Below are 21971 nucleotides of genomic sequence, written 5' to 3' on the forward strand. Positions count from 1 at the left end.
GATCTGGATGAATGTTACATTGACTCCATCTGAAATACAGGCCTACCTGAAACGGATAGGCATTCATAATATCAAGGAACCCACCCTGGAATTCCTATCCGAAATCCAGCAGGCACATGTGCAGCATCTATCCTGGCAAACGGTCGATATTTTTGCAGGTCGGCCTGCGGGCATTGATCTTCAAGAATCGGTCCAGCTTATATTGCAAGGCCGTAGTGGTTACTGTTTTCATCTGAATGGCGCATTCAGCGTTCTGCTTCGCTCTCTGGGATATACGGTGCATTGGCATCGTGCCGGAGTTCAGCCATATGGAGAGCAGCCACGTGTGAACTCGTTCCATCTAGGTCTGTCGGTCTCTTTGCCAGATGCAGACCCGAATGTGGAACGTTGGATTGTGGATGTCGGTCTGGGCGGTAAGCCCTTCGAACCGCTTCCTCTTCGTTATGGAACTTACGGATCGGCCCCGTTTACTTATACATTAATGCCTTCATCTGTTGCTCCTGGCGGATGGAGACTTGAATATGAACCCAACGGGCCAAGTGAGGGTGTCGACTTCGCTCCCGAAGAGCTTACCAGCCTGGAAGAGTTCATGCCCAAGCATGAATTCTACAGCCAGTCAGCCGATTCGCCTTGGCATAACGCATTTTTGCTCCGTCAGAGGCATGCTCTCCAAAGCAACGAACTACGTGGATGTATGCTCCGGACGCATGACCGCGATGGTATCCGCAAAAAGGAGATTCAAACCTACACCGAGTGGAAAGACGTATTGGCTGAGAAATTCCACGAACCGTTGGTGAATTACACAGAAGTGGAACGCAAAGAAATGTGGGGACGGGTACAGGCTGCACATGAAGAATGGAAAAGAACACAGCAGGTATGAAGCGGCACGCGCAGACCCGATAAACCGATGATTATAAAGGAAAGTGTGCAATCCATGCCGAATACATCGTCAGGTGATAAATGATGATAACTATTCAAGTTCTTCAAGTTCCGGCAGAATTGCCGGAGGCATACTGGAACCTTTTTCTGTCGGGGGTATCTGAGGAAAGACGAGGACAAGCTTCACGTTTTGTACATCAGGCGGACGCCTATCGCTCTGTTCTGGGTGAAGTGTTGACCCGTGTGACGCTGAGCAAGTTAACTGGCCTAAGGCCGGGAGATCTTTCCTTTACACGTAACAAATACGGCAAACCTGCACTCAGTAACTATGCTGATGTTCAATTTAATGTCTCGCACTCCGGCGATTGGATTGCTTTAATCTCTGGCGGTGACGCTGATCTGGGTGTGGATGTGGAAAAAATATCGCCTATCGACATGAAGATTTCGGAGCGATTCTTCTCTCTCACAGAGAGCCAATTTCTGGCTGCGGAGCCCGCCGAGATGCAGCTAGAGACCTTCTACCGTCTATGGACGTTGAAGGAAAGCTACATCAAGGCCGTCGGCATGGGCCTGTCCATGCCACTTGATTCATTCTCCATGATCCGTAATGCTGACGGGAACTGGCACTCACCAGAAGCAGCCGCTTATCCATTCCTCAGCCTGCGACTGGATCATGGGCATATGTTAGCAGCTTGTTCCGCAGGAGAAGATTTACCTGCCCAGCCGAATGTCATCACAATCGAAGAGTTGTATCAGGCATTATTATGAAGGAGGGGTTACAACCCCTCCTTCATTTTTTACATTTTATCAAAAAGTGCATTTATCCCTTTCCAAACCATAATTTTCAAAAAAAAATGATTAACATTCTGTCCAGTTAATGGTACTATAGGACCAAAAGGAAGAGAAGTAGGTAATATAGATCAGGTATTTATAACTAGTTTCTACAGTACATACTTGTCAACGCTCGATTCTCTCTCCATTTATTATTTTAGAAGGAAGTGGACAAATGCATATCTTTTTGCAAAACAATGCAGGTGTGACCAAAAACGTTAAGGTTGGTTTCAGCTGGACAACACTCTTTTTCGGTTTTTTCCCTGCTCTTTTCCGTGGTGATTTGAAATGGGCTGCCATCATGTTTTTGATTAGTGTAGCTCTTGGAGTCTTCACTGTGGGTTTCGGAGCTTGGGTTAGTGGAATCGTATTCTCCTTCGTTTACAACAAAATTTACATTAAAGAATTGCTGGAAAAAGGCTACCGTCCTGCAAATGCTGAGTCTCAAGCGGTTCTTGAGAGAAATCAGATTATTGCTCGAGCAGCATAAACTTAGAAAAGAATGTAACAAACATAGCAATTTAGATTTTTATTGTAGATTTATGAACTAGCACGCACCCATGTAGAAATACCGAAAAGTCCCTGGCGAACCCGTCAGGGACTTTTTAATATTCAATGCACTGCATTCACGCAATCCTCTGAATGGATATCATGTTCAACTGCCAGGGGACTTAACCTTTCGATTGTACAGACGTTTCCTGTGTCAATGATGGAGATTTCTTTTGCCTCCGAAAGAGACCCTGACTGCTGTTTTTCCGTATCGTTGCAGCCGCGTCAGCATCGCTGATTTTCAGGGCAAAACATAGACCAATCAACAAAAACGCAGCAGCTCCCAGCAAAGCCAAACGGTACGCCAGCATATTCGGCTCCATCGCTCCAGCCGCAGTCACCGTCGTTGTACCCACGCCAGCCAGAACAGCAGACAATAACGCCATTCCAATCGCGGAACCCAACCGATTTTGCACCGTGAACCAGGTGGAGGCTCGTCCCATAGAAGGAGGCGGTATTTGGGCAAACGAAGCAATCTGCACCGCGCCTACCGTCTGTCCCAGGAAGATGCCCACTCCGAACAATAATGCACGGATGAACCATGGATTCGTATCCATTGTGATCTGACTAAGTGTAATAAAAATCACCGCCGTGCAGATCAGACCCATGGATATAAGCTTACGTGGGCCTAGGCGCGGATACGTCCAGGGCACAAGCTGGGAAGCAATCATAAGTCCCAGGGCTTCCGGGAATGTGGTTAGCCCTGTCTCCAGCGCAGAGGCGTTTAGCACGTTTTGATACATCAACGGAAACACATACAACATGCCCAGCAGACCTGCTGACCCGCATACAGATACTAGACCCGAATAGCGGAATAAACGGTCTTTCAGCAAACGCAGGTCAAGCAAAGGCTGCTTCGCGCGCAGTTCGGCCACCACGAGCAACGCGAGCAGGATGATTCCTGTAAGGCCAGCTCCAATAATAAGAGGGGAAGTCCACCCTCGCAGCGGACCCTGACTAAGAGCGTACATCGTCAGAGCGAGTCCTGCGGCAGATAATAACCAACCCGGTACATCCAGTCGACCAGCTCCCTGTTCTCTGTGCTCCTTCAGATACAGCATTCCGAAGATTACCGCTGGAATGCCGACGGGCAGATTCACATAGAAGATCCATCGCCAAGAGAGCTGGTCCACAATCAATCCGCTCACAATCGGCCCCAGTGCCGGGGCCAGCGCGATGGGCAGTACGAGCATTCGAGATACCTTAGCCCGTTCCTGGGGAGGAAAGGTTCGAAACAGCATCGCCATCCCTACAGGAGTAAGCAGACCACCCCCTGCACCCTGCAAAATGCGAAAGAACGTCAGCGTTCTTAATTGATCGGCCGTCGCACAAAGTGCAGAAGATACCGTAAACAGTGCCAGTGCCGATAAGAAAACTCGTTTCGTTCCCCATCGATCACCAAGCCACCCGGCGACAGGCAGGAATACAGCCAAACTCACCAGATAACCCACATTCAAGGTACTTGAAGCAGCTGGGGGAATCCCCAGCTCTTCACTAATGGTTCGTAATGCTACGTTCAAGACCGTTCCATCCATAGCCACCATAAACATCGCCAGTACGTAGACAATGCTGACAATGACCTTGGGATTCAGACCGAATTTCATCTGCTAGCCTCATAAACGGCTCCAGGCATGCCAACTTCATCACAGAGACTCAGCGGTTTTAAATCTGTCCATTGCTCGGCGATGTAATCGAGACATACCCGGCGCTTGGCCTTGCCAAGCATCACGGTCCAACCTGCGGGTACTTCAAGGGATGCAGGCCAGAGGGAGTATTGACCCTCCTCATTGATTAACACCAGATAATTGCTGTCTTCATATTCAAATGGGTTGCTCATCGCCTTATCCTCCTATTTATGTTGAATTTCGCGCTTGTTCAGCTCCTCCAGCTTGGCGGCCAGTGTTCGGCAGATTTCCTCCAGAGGCCCAGGCTGACAGAGGTCCTTGTGACGGCAAGCGATATCATGACGTTCCAATTGGCCTCCGATGTATGCATTCCACATTTCCGGTTCAATCGGGTCGAACCAGTCAGGAATAATGGTGGAACGGAAGAAGATCAGATCCCCCTCGAATCGGGATGGCGTGTAGGCCCCCAAGATCCGTACGGAATTTTCATAGGTCTTCCGCAGCTTCATAATCGTTTCTTCATCCAAACTTGCCAGCGCACTGCCCTCACTGCGCAATATGCGCATAGCCGTTGCCATATCCAGTGGACCATCCCCAATGCTGTCCGGATCATAACCACCCAGTGCAAGCAATGCGGTTAAGGCTTCTTCCTCATCCGGCTCTCCGCGAATTGGAAGATAATGGCTAGGATACGCATCCAGCATGGCGAGAAACTCCACTTCTTCCCCTTCCAATTGCAGTTGTACCGCCATAGCCTGCGCAACGTTGCCTCCGAGAGACCAGCCCAGCAGACGGTAAGGCCCCTCAGGCTGTACCGAGCGGATATGACGGATGTAGTCTGCCGTCATATCTTCCAGTGTAGACGGAAGTTCCTCAACCTCAGCAATTCCTCTGGCCTGTAACCCATAGAGCGGATACTCCATGCCCAGATGTTTCATCAGCCCGGCGTAACACCAGCTAAGTCCTCCTGCAGGATGGACACAGAATATAGGCAGATGCTCCCCATGCGTTCTGAGCGGCAACAGCACCTGAAGCGAGCTTTTTCCGGAATCGGAATCCATCTCCAATCGCTCCGCCAGCCCCGCTACGGTAGCTGTTTCGAACAAAATGCCGATGCCCGGCTCCCGTCCCATCGCTTCACGAATGCGGCTCATCAAGCGAACAGCCAGTAACGAATGGCCACCCAGCTCGAAGAAACTGTCATCAATACTCACACTCCGCATGCCCAATACTTCGGCAAACAAATCACAGAGGATCTCCTCCTGCGGGTTGCGAGGCGCTCTGCCACCTGTCGTTAATTGCATTTCCGGTGCGGGTAGTGCCTTGCGATCGAGCTTTCCATTAGCTGTAAGCGGCAGGCTCTCCATCGCTACAACCGCAGATGGAACCATATAATCCGGAAGGCTGGCAGACGCATGACGACGCAAAGCAGTCGATTCAGGTGCCTTCCCTGTATCCGAAGCCGGAACGATATAAGCTACAAGACGTTTATCCCCCGGCTGGTCTTCACGGACAATTACAGCAGCCTGGGCCACGCTTGAATGCCTTGCCAGCACCGCTTCAATCTCGCCAAGCTCAATGCGGAATCCCCGTATTTTCACCTGCTGATCCGCCCGCCCCAAATAATCAAGCGAGCCATCATGCAAACGCTTCGCCAGATCTCCTGTCCGGTACATACGTGTGCCTGGTGGACCGTATGGATCAGCAACGAATCGCTCAGCTGTAAGATCAGGTCGATTCCAATAACCACGAGCCAGACCCGCTCCGGCTACATACATCTCTCCGGTTACTCCTGTTGGTACAGGCTCAAGTTGATCATCCAACACATATACCCGAAGATCCGGTATGGCGCATCCAATCCAGCTGCTCGCGCCTTCCGTAGAACTGCCTGCATGCAGTTCCTGGTAGCTGACATGAACCGTCGTCTCAGTGATGCCATACATATTGATGAGTCTTGGCGCATCATCAGCATGACGTTCATACCAATCATCCAAGCGCCCAAGCTCCAGTGCCTCGCCTCCAAAAATGACATAACGGAGTGCAAGCTGCTGTCCCCAGGCCGGATTTTCCCTGTCAGCCTGCATGAGTTGGTAGAATGCGGATGGCGTCTGGTTCAATACGGTCACCTTTTGCTCAGCAAGCAACTGCAGGAACGCTCCAGGTGAACGGCTAATCTCATGAGGAACAACGACTAATCGCCCTCCATGCAGCAGCGGTCCCCAGATTTCCCATACGGAGAAGTCAAATGCATAGGAGTGGAACAAGGTCCATACATGACTCGCGTCAAAATGGAACCAGTGCTGCGTGGCATCCAATAAACGGATGACATTGGCATGCGGAATAACGACCCCTTTAGGCTTGCCTGTCGAACCCGAGGTATAGATCATGTAAGCCGGGTTCAGAGGTGTTACACGCCCATTGCGTTCACTATCCGCAGGGTTTCGATCATCCAGCATCTCCAATTGCTGCAAAGTATGCAAATCGTCCATATTAATACACTGAATTTCTGCCACCTGCGGAAGCAAGGTGTATACCTCTGTGCTCGTTACCATTACTTTCGGTGCTGCATCTGTCAGCATATGTGTCAACCGATCTGCCGGATAATTGGGGTCAAGTGGTAGATAAGCGGCTCCTGCTTTTAGCACAGCGAGAATGCCCACAACCATTTCAACGGAACGAGGCAAGGCTAGCGCAACCATTTGTTCCGGTGCCACGCCTTGAGCGATCAGTAATCTGGCAAGCTGATTGGCTCTTGCATTCAGCTCCCTGTAATTTAAGGTGATATCCTCACAGGTCATGGCAGTCGCTTCCGGATGAGCAGCTGCTTGTATTTCAAAGCGCTCGGCTATGGTCAGTTGTGCATCCTCACTCAGCGTAAAGGACCATTCTTTTTCAAGCTGGGCCTGCTCTGTTGGGGTCACGACATGAAATCTGCTGATTCGCTCATCCAACTGCTGCACTGCATCTTCAAGCACCTGCATCAATCGGACCACAAGTTCACCTGCAGTAGACTCCCGGAAGAGATCTGCACTATATTCCAGCACACCTTCAATTCCGCCTGGAGATCCGTTATGCTGACGCTGCTCTGTCAGCTCAAGGGTTAGATCAAATTTGGATGAACCCACACCATGCATGCGGGTTTCCGCCACAATACCCGGTAGATCAAGACGAATATCCGGTGTATTTTGCAGCACAAGCATCACTTGAAAGAGCGGATGTTTGGAACGGGATCGAGGCGGATTTAATACTTCAACCAACCGTTCAAAGGGCAGATCCTGATGTTCATATGCTGCCAGGTCGACTTCTCGCACACGAGCCAGCAGCTCACGGAATGTTGGATCACCTGAAGTATCTGTACGCAGCACAAGGGTGTTAATGAACATACCTACGACTTCATCCAGCGCATCATCGCTCCGTCCGGCAATCGGTGTTCCTATCGCGATATCCGTTCCTGCACCCATTCGGGTAAGCAGCAAGGACAGTGCCGAGTGCAGCACCATGAACAGGCTGACTTTATTCTCACGTGCGATGATCATTAATTGCTCATGCAAACGTTGACTGATCGTAAAAGGCACTGACCCACCGCGATAACTGGACACGACTGGACGTGCGTAATCCGTAGGGAATGTAACCTGCTCCGGTAAATGGGCCAGTTGGTTGCTCCAGAATTCCATCTGTCTTGCAATCAGACTGTCCTGCTGTTTCTCATTCCCTAGCAATCTCTCCTGCCACACCGCATAGTCGGCATATTGAATGCGCAGCGGCTCCCAGGCAGGTGAAGAACCCCGCAAGCGTGATGCATAAGCCACCGACAGATCGCGGATGAGCGGTGACAATGACCATCCATCCCCGGCAATATGATGCAGCAGCAACAACAGCACATGCTCATCAGCGCCGATTCTGAACAACTCGGCACGAATGCCTGGTTCAGTGGAAAGCTGGAAACTGTAACGTGACGCTTCTGTCAGAAGCTCGGGAAGCTCCTGCTCCGTAGCAGCGGTTATATTCAATTTCACTTTGACGTCAGCAGCATTCAGAATATGCTGGCTCGCAGAACCCATTTCAGGCGGATACAACGTTCGTAATGTCTCATGACGGTCTACAATATCCTGCAGGGCGTTCTCCAGAGCATCCGTATCCAGCTTCCCGGCCAACCGGGCAACCAGCGGAATGTTATACGTCGGATTGGCGCCTTCCAGACAATACATGAACCACAACCTCCGCTGGGCAAAGGAGAGCGGAAGCTCCCCCTGACGTGAAACAGGCTGAATAACAGGTCTCACCGATTTCGCCTGATCCAATCGTTTGGCTAGGCCTGCTGCGGTTGGAGCTTCAAATACACTGCCAATCGTTAGATCTGCACCGAATACATCACGGATACGTGCTGTAATTCGTCCAGCCAGCAGGGAGTGCCCACCCAGTTCAAAGAAATCATCGTCAATGCCCACACGACCAACACCAAGAATCTCAGCGAACAGACTGCACAGAATTTCTTCTTGTGGCGTGCGCGCCTCCCGTCCATTGGCATTTGATAGCAAAGCAGGCACAGGAAGCCGTTTGCGATCGATCTTTTTATTCGGTGTCAGCGGCATCTCGGGCAGTAGCGTGAATGAAGAAGGCACCATGTAATCCGGTAACGCCTCAGCCACATACACTCTTAGTTCTGCCAGATCCATACGATTCTCGAGTTCAGACTCAGCCACTACATACGCTGCCAGTCGCTGGTTTCCCGGCTGGTCTTCGCGAGCCATGACCGTGACCTGAGCTACGCCAGGATACCTGGAGATTACCGATTCAATCTCGCCCAGTTCAATTCGGAAGCCTCTAATTTTGATCTGGTGATCTGCACGACCCAAATAATCGATAGAACCATCCGGCAGCCATTCCGCCAAATCTCCTGTACGGTACATCCGACTGCCTGGCTGACCGAAGGGATTGGCTACAAAGCGTTCTGCGGTAAGATCAGGCCTGCCCAAATACCCGCGCGCAAGCCCTTCGCCTGCGATATACAGTTCCCCTGCTACACCCGAGGGTACTGGCTTTAAGCCTTTATCCAGCACATATAGCTGCGTGTTGCGAACCGGACCACCAATCGACGGTTTCCCCATCACCCCTGTGTCGAACGAGGCAGCCGTGGAATAAATGGTCGTCTCAGTCGGGCCGTACTGGTTATTGACGTGACACCCCAGTTCCTGCAAAGAAAGCTTCAGTTCCTCCGTCAGCGCCTCTCCTCCGGTAATCACGGTTAGCCCATCGAATCGCCCTGGCCGGCTCGTCACCAAAGACTGCCATAACGTAGGCGTAGCCTGCATGATGGTGGTTTCCCGTTCTCTCATCTTCCCAGCCAGAGCTACCGGATCAAGAATCGTCTCTTTGCGAGCAATATCCAGCCGGGCACCCGTCGTAAGCGGCAGGAATACTTCCAGTACGGATATGTCAAAAGCAATCGTGGTCACCGACAGCCAGTGGTCCTGCGGACCAACTTGTAATCTCTTCTTCATATCCTCAAGCAGATTCGCCAGCCCCAGATGGGTTACGGCTACACCCTTGGGCTTACCCGTGGAACCTGAAGTGTAGATAATATACGAAGGATTGAGCAGAGAAGATTTACTTGTCAGGTCATCAGCTTCGGGATTACTTCCAGGCCGGCGACTCACTGCCGTAGCAGTATTCGGTTCATCCATGACCATCATCGGTACACTGGATGTTGTCGGCAGATTGGAAACATGGTTCATTACCGTCACCACACAAGCAGGCTTGGCATCCTCCAACATGTAGATCAGACGCTCTTCGGGATAGTCAGGGTCAAGCGGCAGATAAGCGGCCCCCGTTTTGTGGACAGCCACAATGGCAATGACCACTTCGAGCGAACGAGGCAGAGCAATGGCTATCATCCGTTCCGGTCCTGCCTGATATCGTTGTATCAATTCATGAGCCAACTGATTCGCCCGTTCATTCAGCTCCGCATACGTCAGGGAGGCCCCTTCGAAGGTCAGCGCCGTTGCAGAAGGCGTGCGGCGGACTTGCTGTTCAAACAGTGCTGCTGAATTGCTATCGGCTGTCACCCCTCCCGTTCCATTCCATGTAACCAATAGTTGCTCACGTTCGGCAGGGAGCAGCAATTCCAGTCGTTCCACCGTTTCCGTCTCCATGCCTTCCTGCATCACCAGGTTCAGCAGCTGCATATAACGAAGCTGATGGTTCAGCAGTTCGGAATCATTGTAGATAGATGGGTTCGCATCAAAATCAATACTTAGCCCATGACCATGCCCTTGGTCCACAACATGAATGGACAGATCGTCTACCGGGCCCGTGGACAGGTTGTGAATCATGCCGCACTGCCCCGCAAAGTTCAATTCATGGTGGAATGGCATGACATTAATCATGGGTCCGAACAGACGACGATTCTCTCCAAGCAGCTTCAGATCACGCCGCAGATCCTGGTGCCGATAGCGTTGATGCTTGCGTACCGCCCGAATCTCCTGCACAACCTGTTTCAGCAACTCTGACACGGTCAGATCCGACTCTACGTTGAGACGCAGCGGAAGCACATTCATGACCATACCCGGAACCCGCAGGGATGTTGATCCCAATCGGCACATCACGGGCAGGGCCAGCACAACATCGGTCGCCCCTGTCATTCGGTGTACGTAAATGGCCGTTGCCGCTACAAACAAATCCGGCCAAGTCACACCGAACCTTGCCGCTGCCGCCTGCATTTGCTCGCGCTGCGGCTGTGTAAGCAGACCTCCCTGTCTCAGGAAGTAGGTAGATGTTCGCGGAGCCCGTTCCCCCAGACTGACAACATCCGGTTCATCTGCATATCGATCCATCCAGAACTGACGATCCTGCTCCTTGTCCACTGAGCCAAGATAAGCCTCGTCTTCCTGAAGAACGGCCGTCAACGAGCCAAACGACGCCCCTTGCTGCACTTGATCTACAGCTTCTCCTCTTAGACTTGCGGAGTATAGGCTCGCCACCCTGCGGGTAATCAGCGAAACGCCGTATCCATCAATCGCGATATGATGAATGCGCTGGTACCAGTAATAACAATCATGGCTCACCTGGAACAATGCCTCCGTGAAGAGTGGACCTGTCGCCAGATTGACGGGATTGGCCAGATCCTTTTTCATCCAGGCCAGTGCTGCTGTGTGGGGCTCCGGTTCCTCCCTCACGTCGATGACATGAAATGTCCAATGATCCGGGTTGCTGTCCAAAGACTGCCATGGACCTTGTTCATTTTCGCCATAAACCATATTCAGAGATTCTGCTTCCGAAACGGTCTGTCGCACACTTTCTTCGAATCGTCTTTGGTCTACGCTACCCTCGATGACCACATACTCGGCAGTGTTGTACATCGGATTGTCCGGATTCAACTGCTGAGCGAACCAGATGCCGGACTGTGCAGAGGACAGGGGCCAAGCCGTGTTCCGACTGTGCGACGTATGCACGGCCCCGCTCAAAAGTAGTCTCCGTTCGGGAGCACCCTATTTTTGGCCTTATCCAGCAATGTTGCCCATGCAGCCAATGTAGGTAGCTCCGCCAGATCCACGAACGTTACCCCCGCTCCTTCCACTCGAAAGCGCTCAGCCAGACTCATAATACGAATGGAATCCAGTCCCCACATCTGAATCAGATCATCGTGCTCTCCAATGTGGGCAGGGTGCTCCTGGAGCATCTCTCCGACCTGATTTCTTAATGCTTCCAACGTGACTTGTTCAACGCCATGACTTCCGTCCTGAATTGGCTCTGCTGCGGATGCCGTTTGTTGTTCAGCCTCCGAACCAGCCACCTGAGCAGATGCAGCATAGGAGCGCTCCCCTTGCTCACCCGCTTCGGATTTCAGTGCTCCTTCATTTCCGTCAGCGGCGGAATCATTTAGCGATTCAAGCAAACGCCCGGTTGTCATTGTCACAGCGCACCGTTCTGCTGCATACGTCAAGGCCATGCGATGTTTTTCCGCCGAAAAATCAGCTACTGCATCCGCAACCAGGAACGCCTGAATGTCTCGCATAAAGGCTTCGCAGGAGGTCATCAGACATCCGATATGAGCATAAATGCCGCAGACAATCAATTGATCGCGACCATCCCGCTGCATTAGTTCAAACAGTTCTGTCTTCTGGAAGGCGCTATATCGCCATTTGGTCATGAACGTATCTTGCGGAGCGGGTACGAGTGCTTCAATAATTTCTTTTTGCACAGGTCCTCCATCAATCCCCGCACCCCAAAAGTCCAGCTGTAACCCGCGCTGCTCCGGAGTCTGTCCGCCCGGTTGTGCGGAGTAAACCACCGGAATGCCAAGCTCATGACACTTCGAACGAAGTTGTGAAATATGATCGATCAGCTCCACAACAGGGGATTGCCCAGCCGTAAAGGCGTTCATAAAATATTGCTGCATATCATGAATCAGGAGTACCGAGCGCTTCGCATCCGGTGTCCATGTTACCTTGTTGACGGGAAGCTCCGACTCTACAGGCATTGCATAGGGTTGAATCTTTGGAAGTGCCATGAATATCCCTCTTTTCAGCTTTATTTATCACAATCATGTTCATCGTTACCGTTCAGCATTGTCGCACCTGTTATATTGGTTGTTTCATCGTAATCATCTCTCGCAACGCTTTTTTGCTTACTTTACCAACTTGAGTTTTGGGAAAAGACTGCACAAACTCAATCCGATCCGGTATTTTATAGCTCGCCAGTCCCCGATTACGCAGGAAAGATTTCACTTCGGCAGCTGACGGAGCTTCACCGCTCGGCACGATAAATGCACAGGAACGCTCGCCCAAATATTCATCCGGCATGGATACTAATGCCGCATCATGTACGGCAGGATGGGCAAGCAGATGATTTTCCACTTCCTCGGCAGCCACTTTATCGCCACCACGGTTGATTTGATCCTTCGCCCGTCCTTCCACAACGAGGTATCCATCAGCCGTAAGACTGGCAATATCTCCGGTACGATAGAAACCGTCCGTGGTAAACGATCTGGCATTATGTTCGTCAGCCTTGTAATAACCACGAATCGTATAAGGCCCTCGTGTCAGTAAATGCCCCGATTGTCCCTGTTCCACATCCATGTCCTCGTCATCCACAATTCGTACTTCGTCATACGGAGACATCGGCTTGCCCTGAGTGTTAACAATGACCTGCAACGAATCATCCAGACGGGTGTAGTTCACCAGCCCCTCCGCCATGCCGAACACTTGCTGCAAGGTGCAGCCAAGGACGGGTTGGACACGTGCAGCCACCTCGGCGCTGAATTTGGCTCCGCCAACCTGAAGCACCTCAAGTGAGGGAAGTTTAATCCCCCGGGTAGCCGCCGCATTCAACCATATGAGCGCAAGAGGTGGTACAAGAGCCGTTATGGTTACCTTATGGCGCATAATGAGTGGAAAAGCTTCATCGGGGCTGGACCCGCGTGACAGTACAATGGTTCCACCCGCATACAGCGTACCCAGAAAGCCGGGTGAGCTCATCGGATAGTTATGTGCTATAGGCAGAACCGCTAGGTAGACACTCTCTGGGGTAAGTCCGCAGACTTCCATACTTCTCCGCAAACTGTAGATGTAGTCATCATGGGTGCGGGGAATCATTTTGGACAGCCCGGTACTTCCACCAGACAACTGTAGAAAAGCAACGTCCGAAGAAACCGGCTCATCCGGCAGTGTGACTGGTGCTGTATAAACATCATCCAAAGCCATAAATCGCCCCGCTTCTCCCGCCACGAATACATGCCGAAGTCCCGGAACCTCTGCCTGAACCTCTTCGGCCAGCGAGCGGTAATCAAACCCTCCATCCTGATCAGGTATCACGTATGCTACAGCCTCAGAGAAACGGGCAAAATACGTAATCTCACTCTTCCGGTGCAAGGGAAGGGCATATACAGGCAGTGCTCCAATGCGGAATAGGGCAAAACACACCTCGATAAACGCCGGAATATTGGGCAGTTGGATAATGACTCGATCATGCTGTCGTATTCCTTTGGCATATAAGCCAGCAGCCAGACGATCCACCCGATCGTTCAGCTCCGCATATGTTAATTGTTGTTCACCACTGACAACGGCTACACGATTGCCATATAGTTCAGCGCGCTGGCGGAGCATTTCTCCAAACGTAATTCCTTCCCAGCAGCCTTCCTGACGATAACGTTCGGCAACTTCCTCAGGCCAGGCCTGAAATCCTGACAGCATCATTCATTCCTCCTTCATACTGGACACAGATGAATCCAAACCCATGGCGAGCAGCATTGTTCCGAATTTCGCTGAGGTCTCTGCCAGCTCCGCTTCTGCTGTAGAACCTGCAACAATACCCGCGCCAGCGAACAGTTTAAGCGTTTTCCCTTCCACTTCCGCACATCGGATCGTTACAGCCCACTCGCCGTCACCGTCACTGTCACACCAGCCCACCATGCCGGTGAATAATCCCCGTTCAAACGGCTCCTGTTCACGGATGGCTTCCCGTGCGGCCTGTACAGGTGTTCCACAGATTGCTGGTGTAGGATGAAGAGCAAACGCAAGTTCCAGTGATGATGTGTTCACATCAACAAGCTCCCCGTGAATTTCCGTAGATAAGTGCCACATGGTCCGTGTCTGGATCAAGGAAGGTTCAGCCGGAACTGATAGCTGCTTGCACAGCGGACGCAGTGCTTCCACCACAGCCTCAATGACTACTGCATGTTCATGACGATCTTTGGCTGAAGCCAGCAGTGCTTCTGCACGGCGGCGGTCCTCAGCAGGATCTTCACTCCGGGCAGCAGACCCGGCGAGTGGATTGGCTCTTACTTTGGACCCTTTCCGGGTAACCAGCAATTCGGGACTCGCTCCGATATAAGTCCGATGAGTTTCTTTTTCCGCCTCCACATCAGCGCGTTTATCCGTTGTTATATTACCTTTAGCTAGAGAGAATTTCGTCATCGGAACAGCAAATGTATATCCGTGTGTGTTATCCCTGAACAAATTACGGAGTAACTGATGCGTGTCCACAAACGTCTGTGAAGTCACATGCAGTGTACGGGATAACACAACTTTGTGGAGATTGCCTTGATTCAGATCCATCAAAACGTTGTTTACGCTTTGCTTAAATATGGCTCCAGCAGGTTCTTCACGCACCTCACACCCCACTGCGGCTGGACGTTTTTCCACCAATGCTCTGGAGTCCGGGGATAGGAGTTCAGCCCATTGTACCGTTTCCGGTACGAATAGCTCCGCAGAAGAATGTATCGGATCGAACGGAATGGCACCGACCACAATCGGTTTCGTTTGGCCCGAGCGTCTCGCCTTTTCCATCAGCTGTTCCATCCGGTTAATGAAAAGCTGCGTTTCTTCATTACGCTTTTGTTCAGTAACACTAACCGCGCCCATGGAATTGGGTGTATTTCCTTCCGATACCTCCATGGCAGGCCATCGAATCTGTTCCCCTTGAGCTAACAGGGTATGTTGCGGTGAAGACCAGAAAAAGGACGTCCCTTCCCGATATTGTTCCAGAAGGTGTAAGGCGGAAGTTGCAGCAACCGTACCCGCTTTTGACATGATTATCATCTCCTTATCTTGATTCAGGCACCTAGCGTGGCGCCTCCGTCCACACACAAGTTATGCATCGTAATATGTCTAGCCTGATCCGATACCAAAAAAAGTACACTATCCGCTATATCCGATGGCAACGCCAGCCTGTTCAGTGGTATGCCCAGTCGGTATGCTTGCGGGGAACCCGCGATAACTGCCTGTGCTCCCTGCTCATCCGCCCACAATGCACGCTGCATATCGGTATCCGTCGAACCTGGAGATACAATGTTACAGCGGATATGGTCTGAGGCGTATTCAAGCGCCAAACATTTGGTGAACATGGTTGAAGCCGCTTTGGAGGCTACGTAGGCAGACATGTGCATCCGGGGCACGCCAGAAGCATTTGAACCGACAGTAACGATCGCCCCCGAATGACGTTCAGCCATGTATCGCACTACAGCACGTGACATGTAAAATACACCATGTGTATTCACGTCAAAAGTTCTTGTCCAATCTTCATCGCGGAGATCACTCACAGCCCCCGTGTATAGTACTCCCGCTGCATTCACGAGAATGCCAATCGGACCTAATGTATTCTCAATACGCTGGATTGCATCTTCGACGGATTGACGATTAGATATGTCCACAGGACAGGCTGTTGCCTGATGACCCTGACTATGCAGATCTGTGACCAGTTGATTCAACTGATCCTCTCGTATGTCGACAGCTGCAACAATAGCGCCTTGCTCGGCAAGCAATCTTGCCACGGCTTCACCAATGCCTTGCGCAGCACCGGTGACTACGGCTACTTTTCCATCAATCCCTGTGTAACTCACTCCTGTTCCTCCCTTGCATTACTGCTCCCTCTCCTGTTGGAGAGATATGTTAGCCTGCTGAATTCGATCGGATCATCCGTAAATCCGAAACATTTCTGTCCACCTGTCTTTCGCCAAATCTGCCATATCGATACCTCTGATTGAGAAATACTGTCGTCTCTTTCCTCCTACGACTCCGGGCTGCAGGCAAAACGCATCGTACGACTAATCAGAAACGGCAATACGGATACATGGTTTTCTTCTTCAAACTCGGTATATTTAATGTCCAGACCCGGCTGATTCAGCGCAGATAACCGTTCTGTAAGACTCGAAGCCTTATCATTGTTGCGCGCAGGATGTGTCTTTTCCTGTTCACCCATGCCAATCCACACCTTGACGTTCACGGGATGCTGCTCCAGCCGTGCGACAAATTCCTGTTCCTCTGCCAGCATGACGTTCTGATTCCAGTGAAGCGAAGGGCTGCCCGCAATGTAATAGCGAAAAGCTTCCGGTTTCTTGAACAGCGTATGCAACACGAACAATCCACCAAGGGAATGTCCAAAAATGGCCTGTCTGTTCCGGTCAATCCGGAACTGCTGTTCCATATCCGGCTTCAGCTCTTCTTCAATAAACAGCAAGAATTCATCGGCTCCACCCTGTTTCGGTAAAGGTGTTCCATCCGAATTCTGTGTATATTCCGTTGTGGCCTGCGGGGTAAAGTCATAGTAACGGTGCGGCGAAAAAGGGCTCGCCGTTGGATACCCGATGCCAACAACAATGGCCGGTAGAGCTCCGGTCTTCTCCGGTCTGCGGCCCTGTACACGAACGGCTTCCACCATCGTGCCAAACACCGAGTTGGCATCCAGCAGATAGATCACCGGATATCCCGAAGGTGGCGGCGCTTCTGCTGGTTGGAATACCATGATCTGATAGGCATGATTGCCGTTGCGTGATTTCATCGTCCATTGTTCGGCACGTGGAATCTGTACGGTGCTGCGTGCGATATGTTCAAGGGTGCCAGATGCGGGTTGATTGGGCTGAAACGTCATTACGGATGGTTCCTCCTCGTTGTTCTGCGTATATAAGTTGAATACTGAACTACAAATGTTTTATATGAGATTGATTCTCATTACCAATTATAAGAGAGTCCATCCGGCTGTCCCATGGACGATATCCAGAAATGATTTTGATTATCTCCATATTTCCACATTTCTGTAACTGACTTGGTTACCCTAAAAATAAAAAAACTCCCTCACGGAATACCTGAAACGCTGGAATTTGTCCGGTTTCTGGCACTCCGCGGGGAGCTACATTTCTCATATTGTGATCAATACATCAATGGATTGACTCCATTATTGCGTTAACGCCTTCAGCGTGTCGTCAATGACATGACCGTAAGCAATCAATCCGCCGCCCAGCCACGGAGCTGGCTCCACTGCGTATACATGTCCAGCTTTAACGGCTGGCATGCTATTCCATACTTTGGTATCCGTCATTTCCTTCATGCTCCCCGGACCCTGTTCCACCGTGAAAATAAAGTCTGCATCAATCTCAGGCAACACCTCGGTTGATACCGTTGCGCTGTTCTCTGTTTGCACCAGTGCAGGCTTGCCAAGTCCCAATTGCTGATATACCACGTAACCACTAAAGTAGTTACCACCCATCATGCTGATCCCACGAGGTGCAAAACGAATGATCGCTGCTTTCTTGCCCTCGGTAACTTTGGCGAGCTTGGCCTTAGCATCGTCTACCTTCGCATGATATGTTTCAATGGCTTTTTCGGCCTCAGTCGTTTTACCCAACAGATCACCAATCACCTGCAAAGACTTCTCGACATCACCCGAAGCATTCGTAAATACGTAGGTTGGTGCAATTTTCGAATAACTCTCATATACACCGTTCTCGGCATATTGGGCCGTGTGTAGAATAATAAAATCCGGATTGTACGCCATCAGTGCTTCAGGAGAAGGCAATCCACTGGAGAAATCCAGTGTTGGCACCCCGCTCAACTGATCCTTAAGGTAAACATGGCCTTGCGTACCGCTGGCCCATTGAGCTACCGGTTTGACACCCAGCGTCAGCAGAGAGTCTTCCAGATAAGGTGCAAAAACACGCTCTGTATGCTCAGGAACGATAACATCATGTCCCAGATCGTCTTTGACAGTTCGTTCTCCTTTGGTTTCTTCCGTGTTCTCTTCGGTTACAGCAGTCCCTGATGAGGCCGTGGTCGAAGCCTCCGTTGTTGGCTGCTCTTTCTGTGCTTCCCCTTCATTATCTGCTTTTGAGCCACAGGCAGATAGCAGACCCGTAATCAATACCAGTACGAGCAAGGCCGAAAAACCGGTACTACGAAATGGACGAACGGAACGGTGTCCGTTACCTTTTTTCTGTTGAAACATGACATATCCCCCTTGATAAACATTCTCATTTAGATAGATGGATTATATGTCATGTAGCCCGGGAATCACCATGGACGTTATCCAGATATACATTTGGACAATATCCCGTGAAAATCAGCAGCGCTTCATCCAGCATGCGCATCACACCTACGGCAGAGTAGTCAAACCAGGGATCACCTGTAATCAGATGAATCTGGTATTGCCTTACTGCCTTAAGCTGACGCCATACTGGAGAGTGTTGCAGACTGAGCCAATACGCCCGCGATGCGGCCTCAGGACACACCATAACAAGAATCCGATCTGGATTTAGCCCAGCCAGTTGTTCCAGTGTTAACCGTGTATTGGCCTGAACATCGGGAAACGTCTCCAGTTGTAAACCATTATTGTACAACACCTCTTCAATACCCGGATTTCGATACAGATAAAGGTACTGCCCATACACTCGGACAACGATGACCTTCTCTCGGCCCACTTTCTGCTTTACTGAGTCCCGTGCCTTCTCGACTCGCTGATTGTATACACCAATCCACTGCTCTGCCTGTTCTTCCCGTTCCAGAAAAGCAGCAATCATGCGTAACTGCGCACGCCAATCCAAGTGATACTTCGGTACAAAACAACAAGGTGCAATCTCAGCTAGCTTGGCCTGATCCTGATCACTAATCTGATCCGTACCGACAATAGCGTCCGGCCGGATATGAACCAAACGCTCCACGTTGGCTTCAAATCTCAAGCTGGTATACGGGTCTGTCAGTCTCAGATGAGACTGAATCTCTGTTCGGTGCGCGTTATAATAATAAGCGGTCCATTTGGGATCAATCGGCGCAGCGATAGGCATGACATTAAGCGCCAGCAGCTGTCCAATGATGCTGGAGGAGCAGGTGGCGATGCGTTTTCTCGTATTTTTGGCATAATCCGAAGGAGATACGCCCACTTCCTTTTTAAATTTGCGGCTAAAATAATACTCATCGCTATAGCCTACTCTCAGCGCGATTTCACGGAGTTTGTACCCTGTTTCTTTCAGATATCGTTTCGCACGATTGATACGGAGATCGGTCAGATATTCCATTGCACTCTGCCCGTAGGTCTTCTTGAACAGATCCACGAAATATTTCGCACTGATATTGGCTTTGTGGGCGAGATCTGCAATAGACAATGGTTCGTCATAGTGCTCGTCCATATATACTTTTACCTTGGCAAGATCCGTCTTGGGACTGCGGCCGGTAACGGGCAAGTGCGCAGGGGTCTGCGAATCATTTTCCAGTAACATAAGGCCACTCCTTTCGATCTGCTTGATCGGTTTGATATGAAATGTACAGGGCTGTAAAGCCAGTACTATATTAACTTAACGAAAATGATAATCATTATCAATTAAAATATCACATTCTTTTCCATTCAGTCAATCCATATATGGAAGAATGTACACAGTTCGATGTTAAGACAATCCCGTAAACGCCAAAAAAGCTAACTGCGTGTTTTGAGCACGAGTTAGCTTTTGATGAGAAACTACATGATTAAGTTTGCAAAAATTTAAATTGAATTAATCCCGGCTCCGCAGCTTACCCAGCAGACGAATAATTTCAATATACAGCCATACCAGCGTAACCATCAATCCAAATGCACCGTACCACTCCATATATTTCGGAGCACCGTTGTCGGCACCACTTTCAATAAAATCAAAATCAAGTACCAGATTCAGTGCGGCCACAATGACGATAACGACAGAAATGCCGATTCCGATCAGGCTGTTGTCATGCAGATAGGGAACGGTAATCCCGAACAAACCAAGAACAAAACTGAGGAGATACATAATCATGATGCCTCCGGTTGCTGCCACAACCCCCAGCTTGAAATTCTCCGTAGCTTTGATCAATCTTGTCTTGTATGCCATCAGCAGAGCAATAAAGACGGCCATGGTCAGCAAAGCAGCTTGCAACGTAATGCCGTTGTACAAGTATTCATACGTAGCCGAGAGCGCACCAAGGAACATCCCTTCCGCTACGGCATAGATCGGCACAAGGTAAGGCGCTGCAACAGGTTTGAATGAAATAATCAATGCGAGGATAAATCCGACAATCGCCCCTCCATATGCAAGAGGAAGCACTTCCTGCCCATTGAAAAACATCATCCAAGATGCAAATGCACTGCCCAGCAGGATTACCAACGTAATAAACGCCTTATTTACCGTACCGTTGATCGTCATTCTGGTTTGATACCGATCATCTCCATATCCTCTGGAGTCTTCAAACGTACTATCTTTGAGTGTAGGGTTACCGCTACGTCCGATCAAAACAATCACCTCTTCTATGTATTTGGTTAATCCTGTACTACCATCTCTAGGTTCTACATTGCCATTTCTACGAACTACATATTGAATTGCATATTGAAAAATAAAAATTCTAATGCTTCCAAGCAGACGTGGGATGCAATCCGCAGATCACATCCTTGTCTGTTGACGCAAGGCATAGGCTATATGTCCCAAAACTTTGCGAAGAATACTTTACGCTTTATTCAGCACATTCCATCACTTGATTCCAATTCTTAACGCTCTTGGGGCATATTCGAGATACTTATTTGTACAACACTTTATCTACATTGTATTTCGCACGCATCGTGTTGATGATATAGGTCTCGTAAATTTCGCGATCCACCGGATCTTCAATAACACACACTTCAATGGTGGTTACTTCCTCGCGGTGTGACTTCATTGGTGATACGGTATCTTCAAAATGTTTCTTGATACGCGGTCTTAATTTTCGTGCTTTCCCGACAAACAACAACTCATCAGCGGCATTGTAAAACATAAAGATACCGCCCTGTTCCCGCGTAATCAGGTGGAAATCGGTGAATCCGTAAATGTGGCTAAGCTGTGGATCAGCCTGCTTCGTGATGGTGACATCTGGTGTTGGCACAGTAATATTAATCAATAGGTTCACTTCCTCATTATCTATAGGTTTACATCCTATCATATATTATAAAGGGAAACCATTTCATTAATAAGAAGCAAGATTCAAGCTTTTTTCAACTATTACGACAAATATTTCAAAAAAAAGGTTAACTTCCCTGATTCAAAGTGGTACTATAGGGGTATGAGGAAGAATTTGGGCACTAAGACATATGTCTTTATATCTACTTCCGTCTATTGTACCCTATGATTGATCATCTTTTTCATACTGAATTCTGTTACGTGCGCACGACAAGAGTACAGTTAGCAAGAACCTAGCTTTATAGCTTTAAGATTCATCATCTATTCGACCCTTGCAGCAAGCAAACGTAGAAAGATCCTAGATTTACGAAGATAGTATAGAATTGGATTCACCTAGAAAGCCTGCAATTATAGACGTACGAGAGTAAATAGACACACGTAGAAGGACA

At 49.9% G+C, this 21971-nt stretch carries 15 protein-coding genes; 3 read left to right on the top strand and 12 right to left on the bottom strand.

What is annotated here, in order from left to right; translation table 11 throughout:
* The first annotated feature begins 7 nt into the window (after window positions 1-7).
* The 3 genes from AC3ITG_RS31185 (at window position 8) to AC3ITG_RS31195 (ending at window position 2200) form a co-directional block, all read left to right on the top strand.
* Window positions 8-880, top strand: a complete 873-nt coding sequence (locus AC3ITG_RS31185) for an arylamine N-acetyltransferase family protein (RefSeq protein WP_489252343.1) — start codon at window positions 8-10, stop codon at window positions 878-880.
* Window positions 881-960: 80 nt separating this feature from the next.
* A complete protein-coding gene (locus AC3ITG_RS31190) occupies window positions 961-1647 on the top strand; it encodes a 4'-phosphopantetheinyl transferase family protein (RefSeq protein WP_489252344.1) in 687 nt (228 codons plus the stop codon).
* A gap of 238 nt (window positions 1648-1885) precedes the next feature.
* Window positions 1886-2200, top strand: a complete 315-nt coding sequence (locus AC3ITG_RS31195) for a hypothetical protein (RefSeq protein WP_063565889.1) — start codon at window positions 1886-1888, stop codon at window positions 2198-2200.
* A gap of 181 nt (window positions 2201-2381) precedes the next feature.
* Here AC3ITG_RS31195 and AC3ITG_RS31200 read toward each other — a convergent pair whose 3' ends face one another.
* The 12 genes from AC3ITG_RS31200 to AC3ITG_RS31255 form a co-directional block, all read right to left on the bottom strand.
* Entirely contained in the window at window positions 2382-3863 is a 1482-nt protein-coding gene (locus tag AC3ITG_RS31200) for an MDR family MFS transporter (RefSeq protein ID WP_489252345.1), read from the bottom strand.
* Window positions 3860-4096, bottom strand: coding sequence for an MbtH family protein (locus tag AC3ITG_RS31205; RefSeq protein WP_413374031.1), 237 nt, complete (start codon window positions 4094-4096; stop codon window positions 3860-3862). The genes AC3ITG_RS31200 and AC3ITG_RS31205 overlap by 4 nt, the downstream gene beginning before the upstream one ends.
* Before the next feature lie 12 nt (window positions 4097-4108).
* Window positions 4109-11347: an amino acid adenylation domain-containing protein gene (locus AC3ITG_RS31210; protein ID WP_489252346.1), complete on the bottom strand. Its 7239-nt coding sequence runs from the start codon at window positions 11345-11347 to the stop codon at window positions 4109-4111.
* Window positions 11344-12393, bottom strand: a complete 1050-nt coding sequence (locus AC3ITG_RS31215; protein WP_489252347.1) for an isochorismatase family protein — start codon at window positions 12391-12393, stop codon at window positions 11344-11346. The genes AC3ITG_RS31210 and AC3ITG_RS31215 overlap by 4 nt, the downstream gene beginning before the upstream one ends.
* A 70-nt stretch (window positions 12394-12463) precedes the next feature.
* Window positions 12464-14074, bottom strand: a complete 1611-nt coding sequence (locus AC3ITG_RS31220) for a (2,3-dihydroxybenzoyl)adenylate synthase (protein WP_489254559.1) — start codon at window positions 14072-14074, stop codon at window positions 12464-12466.
* A 3-nt stretch (window positions 14075-14077) separates the two neighbouring features.
* On the bottom strand, window positions 14078-15412 hold the full coding sequence (dhbC, locus tag AC3ITG_RS31225; RefSeq protein WP_489252348.1) for an isochorismate synthase DhbC: 1335 nt from the start codon (window positions 15410-15412) through the stop codon (window positions 14078-14080).
* A gap of 23 nt (window positions 15413-15435) precedes the next feature.
* Window positions 15436-16221, bottom strand: a complete 786-nt coding sequence (locus tag AC3ITG_RS31230) for a 2,3-dihydro-2,3-dihydroxybenzoate dehydrogenase (RefSeq protein WP_489252349.1) — start codon at window positions 16219-16221, stop codon at window positions 15436-15438.
* A 167-nt stretch (window positions 16222-16388) separates the two neighbouring features.
* Window positions 16389-17249, bottom strand: coding sequence for an alpha/beta hydrolase (locus AC3ITG_RS31235; RefSeq protein ID WP_489252350.1), 861 nt, complete (start codon window positions 17247-17249; stop codon window positions 16389-16391).
* A gap of 303 nt (window positions 17250-17552) precedes the next feature.
* Window positions 17553-18599, bottom strand: a complete 1047-nt coding sequence (locus AC3ITG_RS31240) for an ABC transporter substrate-binding protein (RefSeq protein ID WP_489252351.1) — start codon at window positions 18597-18599, stop codon at window positions 17553-17555.
* Between the two features lie 49 nt (window positions 18600-18648).
* Window positions 18649-19866: an AraC family transcriptional regulator gene (locus AC3ITG_RS31245; protein ID WP_489252352.1), complete on the bottom strand. Its 1218-nt coding sequence runs from the start codon at window positions 19864-19866 to the stop codon at window positions 18649-18651.
* 270 nt (window positions 19867-20136) lie between these two features.
* Complete coding sequence (locus tag AC3ITG_RS31250; RefSeq protein WP_064641623.1) at window positions 20137-20886, bottom strand: Bax inhibitor-1/YccA family protein; 750 nt, start codon at window positions 20884-20886, stop codon at window positions 20137-20139.
* A 280-nt stretch (window positions 20887-21166) separates the two neighbouring features.
* Entirely contained in the window at window positions 21167-21523 is a 357-nt protein-coding gene (locus tag AC3ITG_RS31255) for a nucleotide excision repair endonuclease (RefSeq protein ID WP_063565880.1), read from the bottom strand.
* Between the last annotated feature and the right edge of the window lie 448 nt (window positions 21524-21971).

This window comes from Paenibacillus sp. GL_099_B (assembly GCF_057835695.1).

What these genes read in the sequence shown, in the direction of transcription:
- dhbC (WP_489252348.1), bottom strand. Translation starts at nt 15,412, where the DNA reads ATGTCAAAAGCGGGTACGGTTGCTGCAACTTCCGCCTTACACCTTCTG.
- AC3ITG_RS31235 (WP_489252350.1), bottom strand. Translation starts at nt 17,249, where the DNA reads ATGACGTTTCAGCCCAATCAACCCGCATCTGGCACCCTTGAACATATC.
- AC3ITG_RS31245 (WP_489252352.1), bottom strand. Translation starts at nt 19,866, where the DNA reads ATGTTACTGGAAAATGATTCGCAGACCCCTGCGCACTTGCCCGTTACC.
- AC3ITG_RS31200 (WP_489252345.1), bottom strand. Translation starts at nt 3,863, where the DNA reads ATGAAATTCGGTCTGAATCCCAAGGTCATTGTCAGCATTGTCTACGTA.
- AC3ITG_RS31190 (WP_489252344.1), top strand. Translation starts at nt 961, where the DNA reads ATGATGATAACTATTCAAGTTCTTCAAGTTCCGGCAGAATTGCCGGAG.
- AC3ITG_RS31195 (WP_063565889.1), top strand. Translation starts at nt 1,886, where the DNA reads ATGCATATCTTTTTGCAAAACAATGCAGGTGTGACCAAAAACGTTAAG.
- AC3ITG_RS31215 (WP_489252347.1), bottom strand. Translation starts at nt 12,393, where the DNA reads ATGGCACTTCCAAAGATTCAACCCTATGCAATGCCTGTAGAGTCGGAG.
- AC3ITG_RS31205 (WP_413374031.1), bottom strand. Translation starts at nt 4,096, where the DNA reads ATGAGCAACCCATTTGAATATGAAGACAGCAATTATCTGGTGTTAATC.
- AC3ITG_RS31240 (WP_489252351.1), bottom strand. Translation starts at nt 18,599, where the DNA reads ATGTTTCAACAGAAAAAAGGTAACGGACACCGTTCCGTTCGTCCATTT.
- AC3ITG_RS31220 (WP_489254559.1), bottom strand. Translation starts at nt 14,074, where the DNA reads ATGCTGTCAGGATTTCAGGCCTGGCCTGAGGAAGTTGCCGAACGTTAT.
- AC3ITG_RS31185 (WP_489252343.1), top strand. Translation starts at nt 8, where the DNA reads ATGAATGTTACATTGACTCCATCTGAAATACAGGCCTACCTGAAACGG.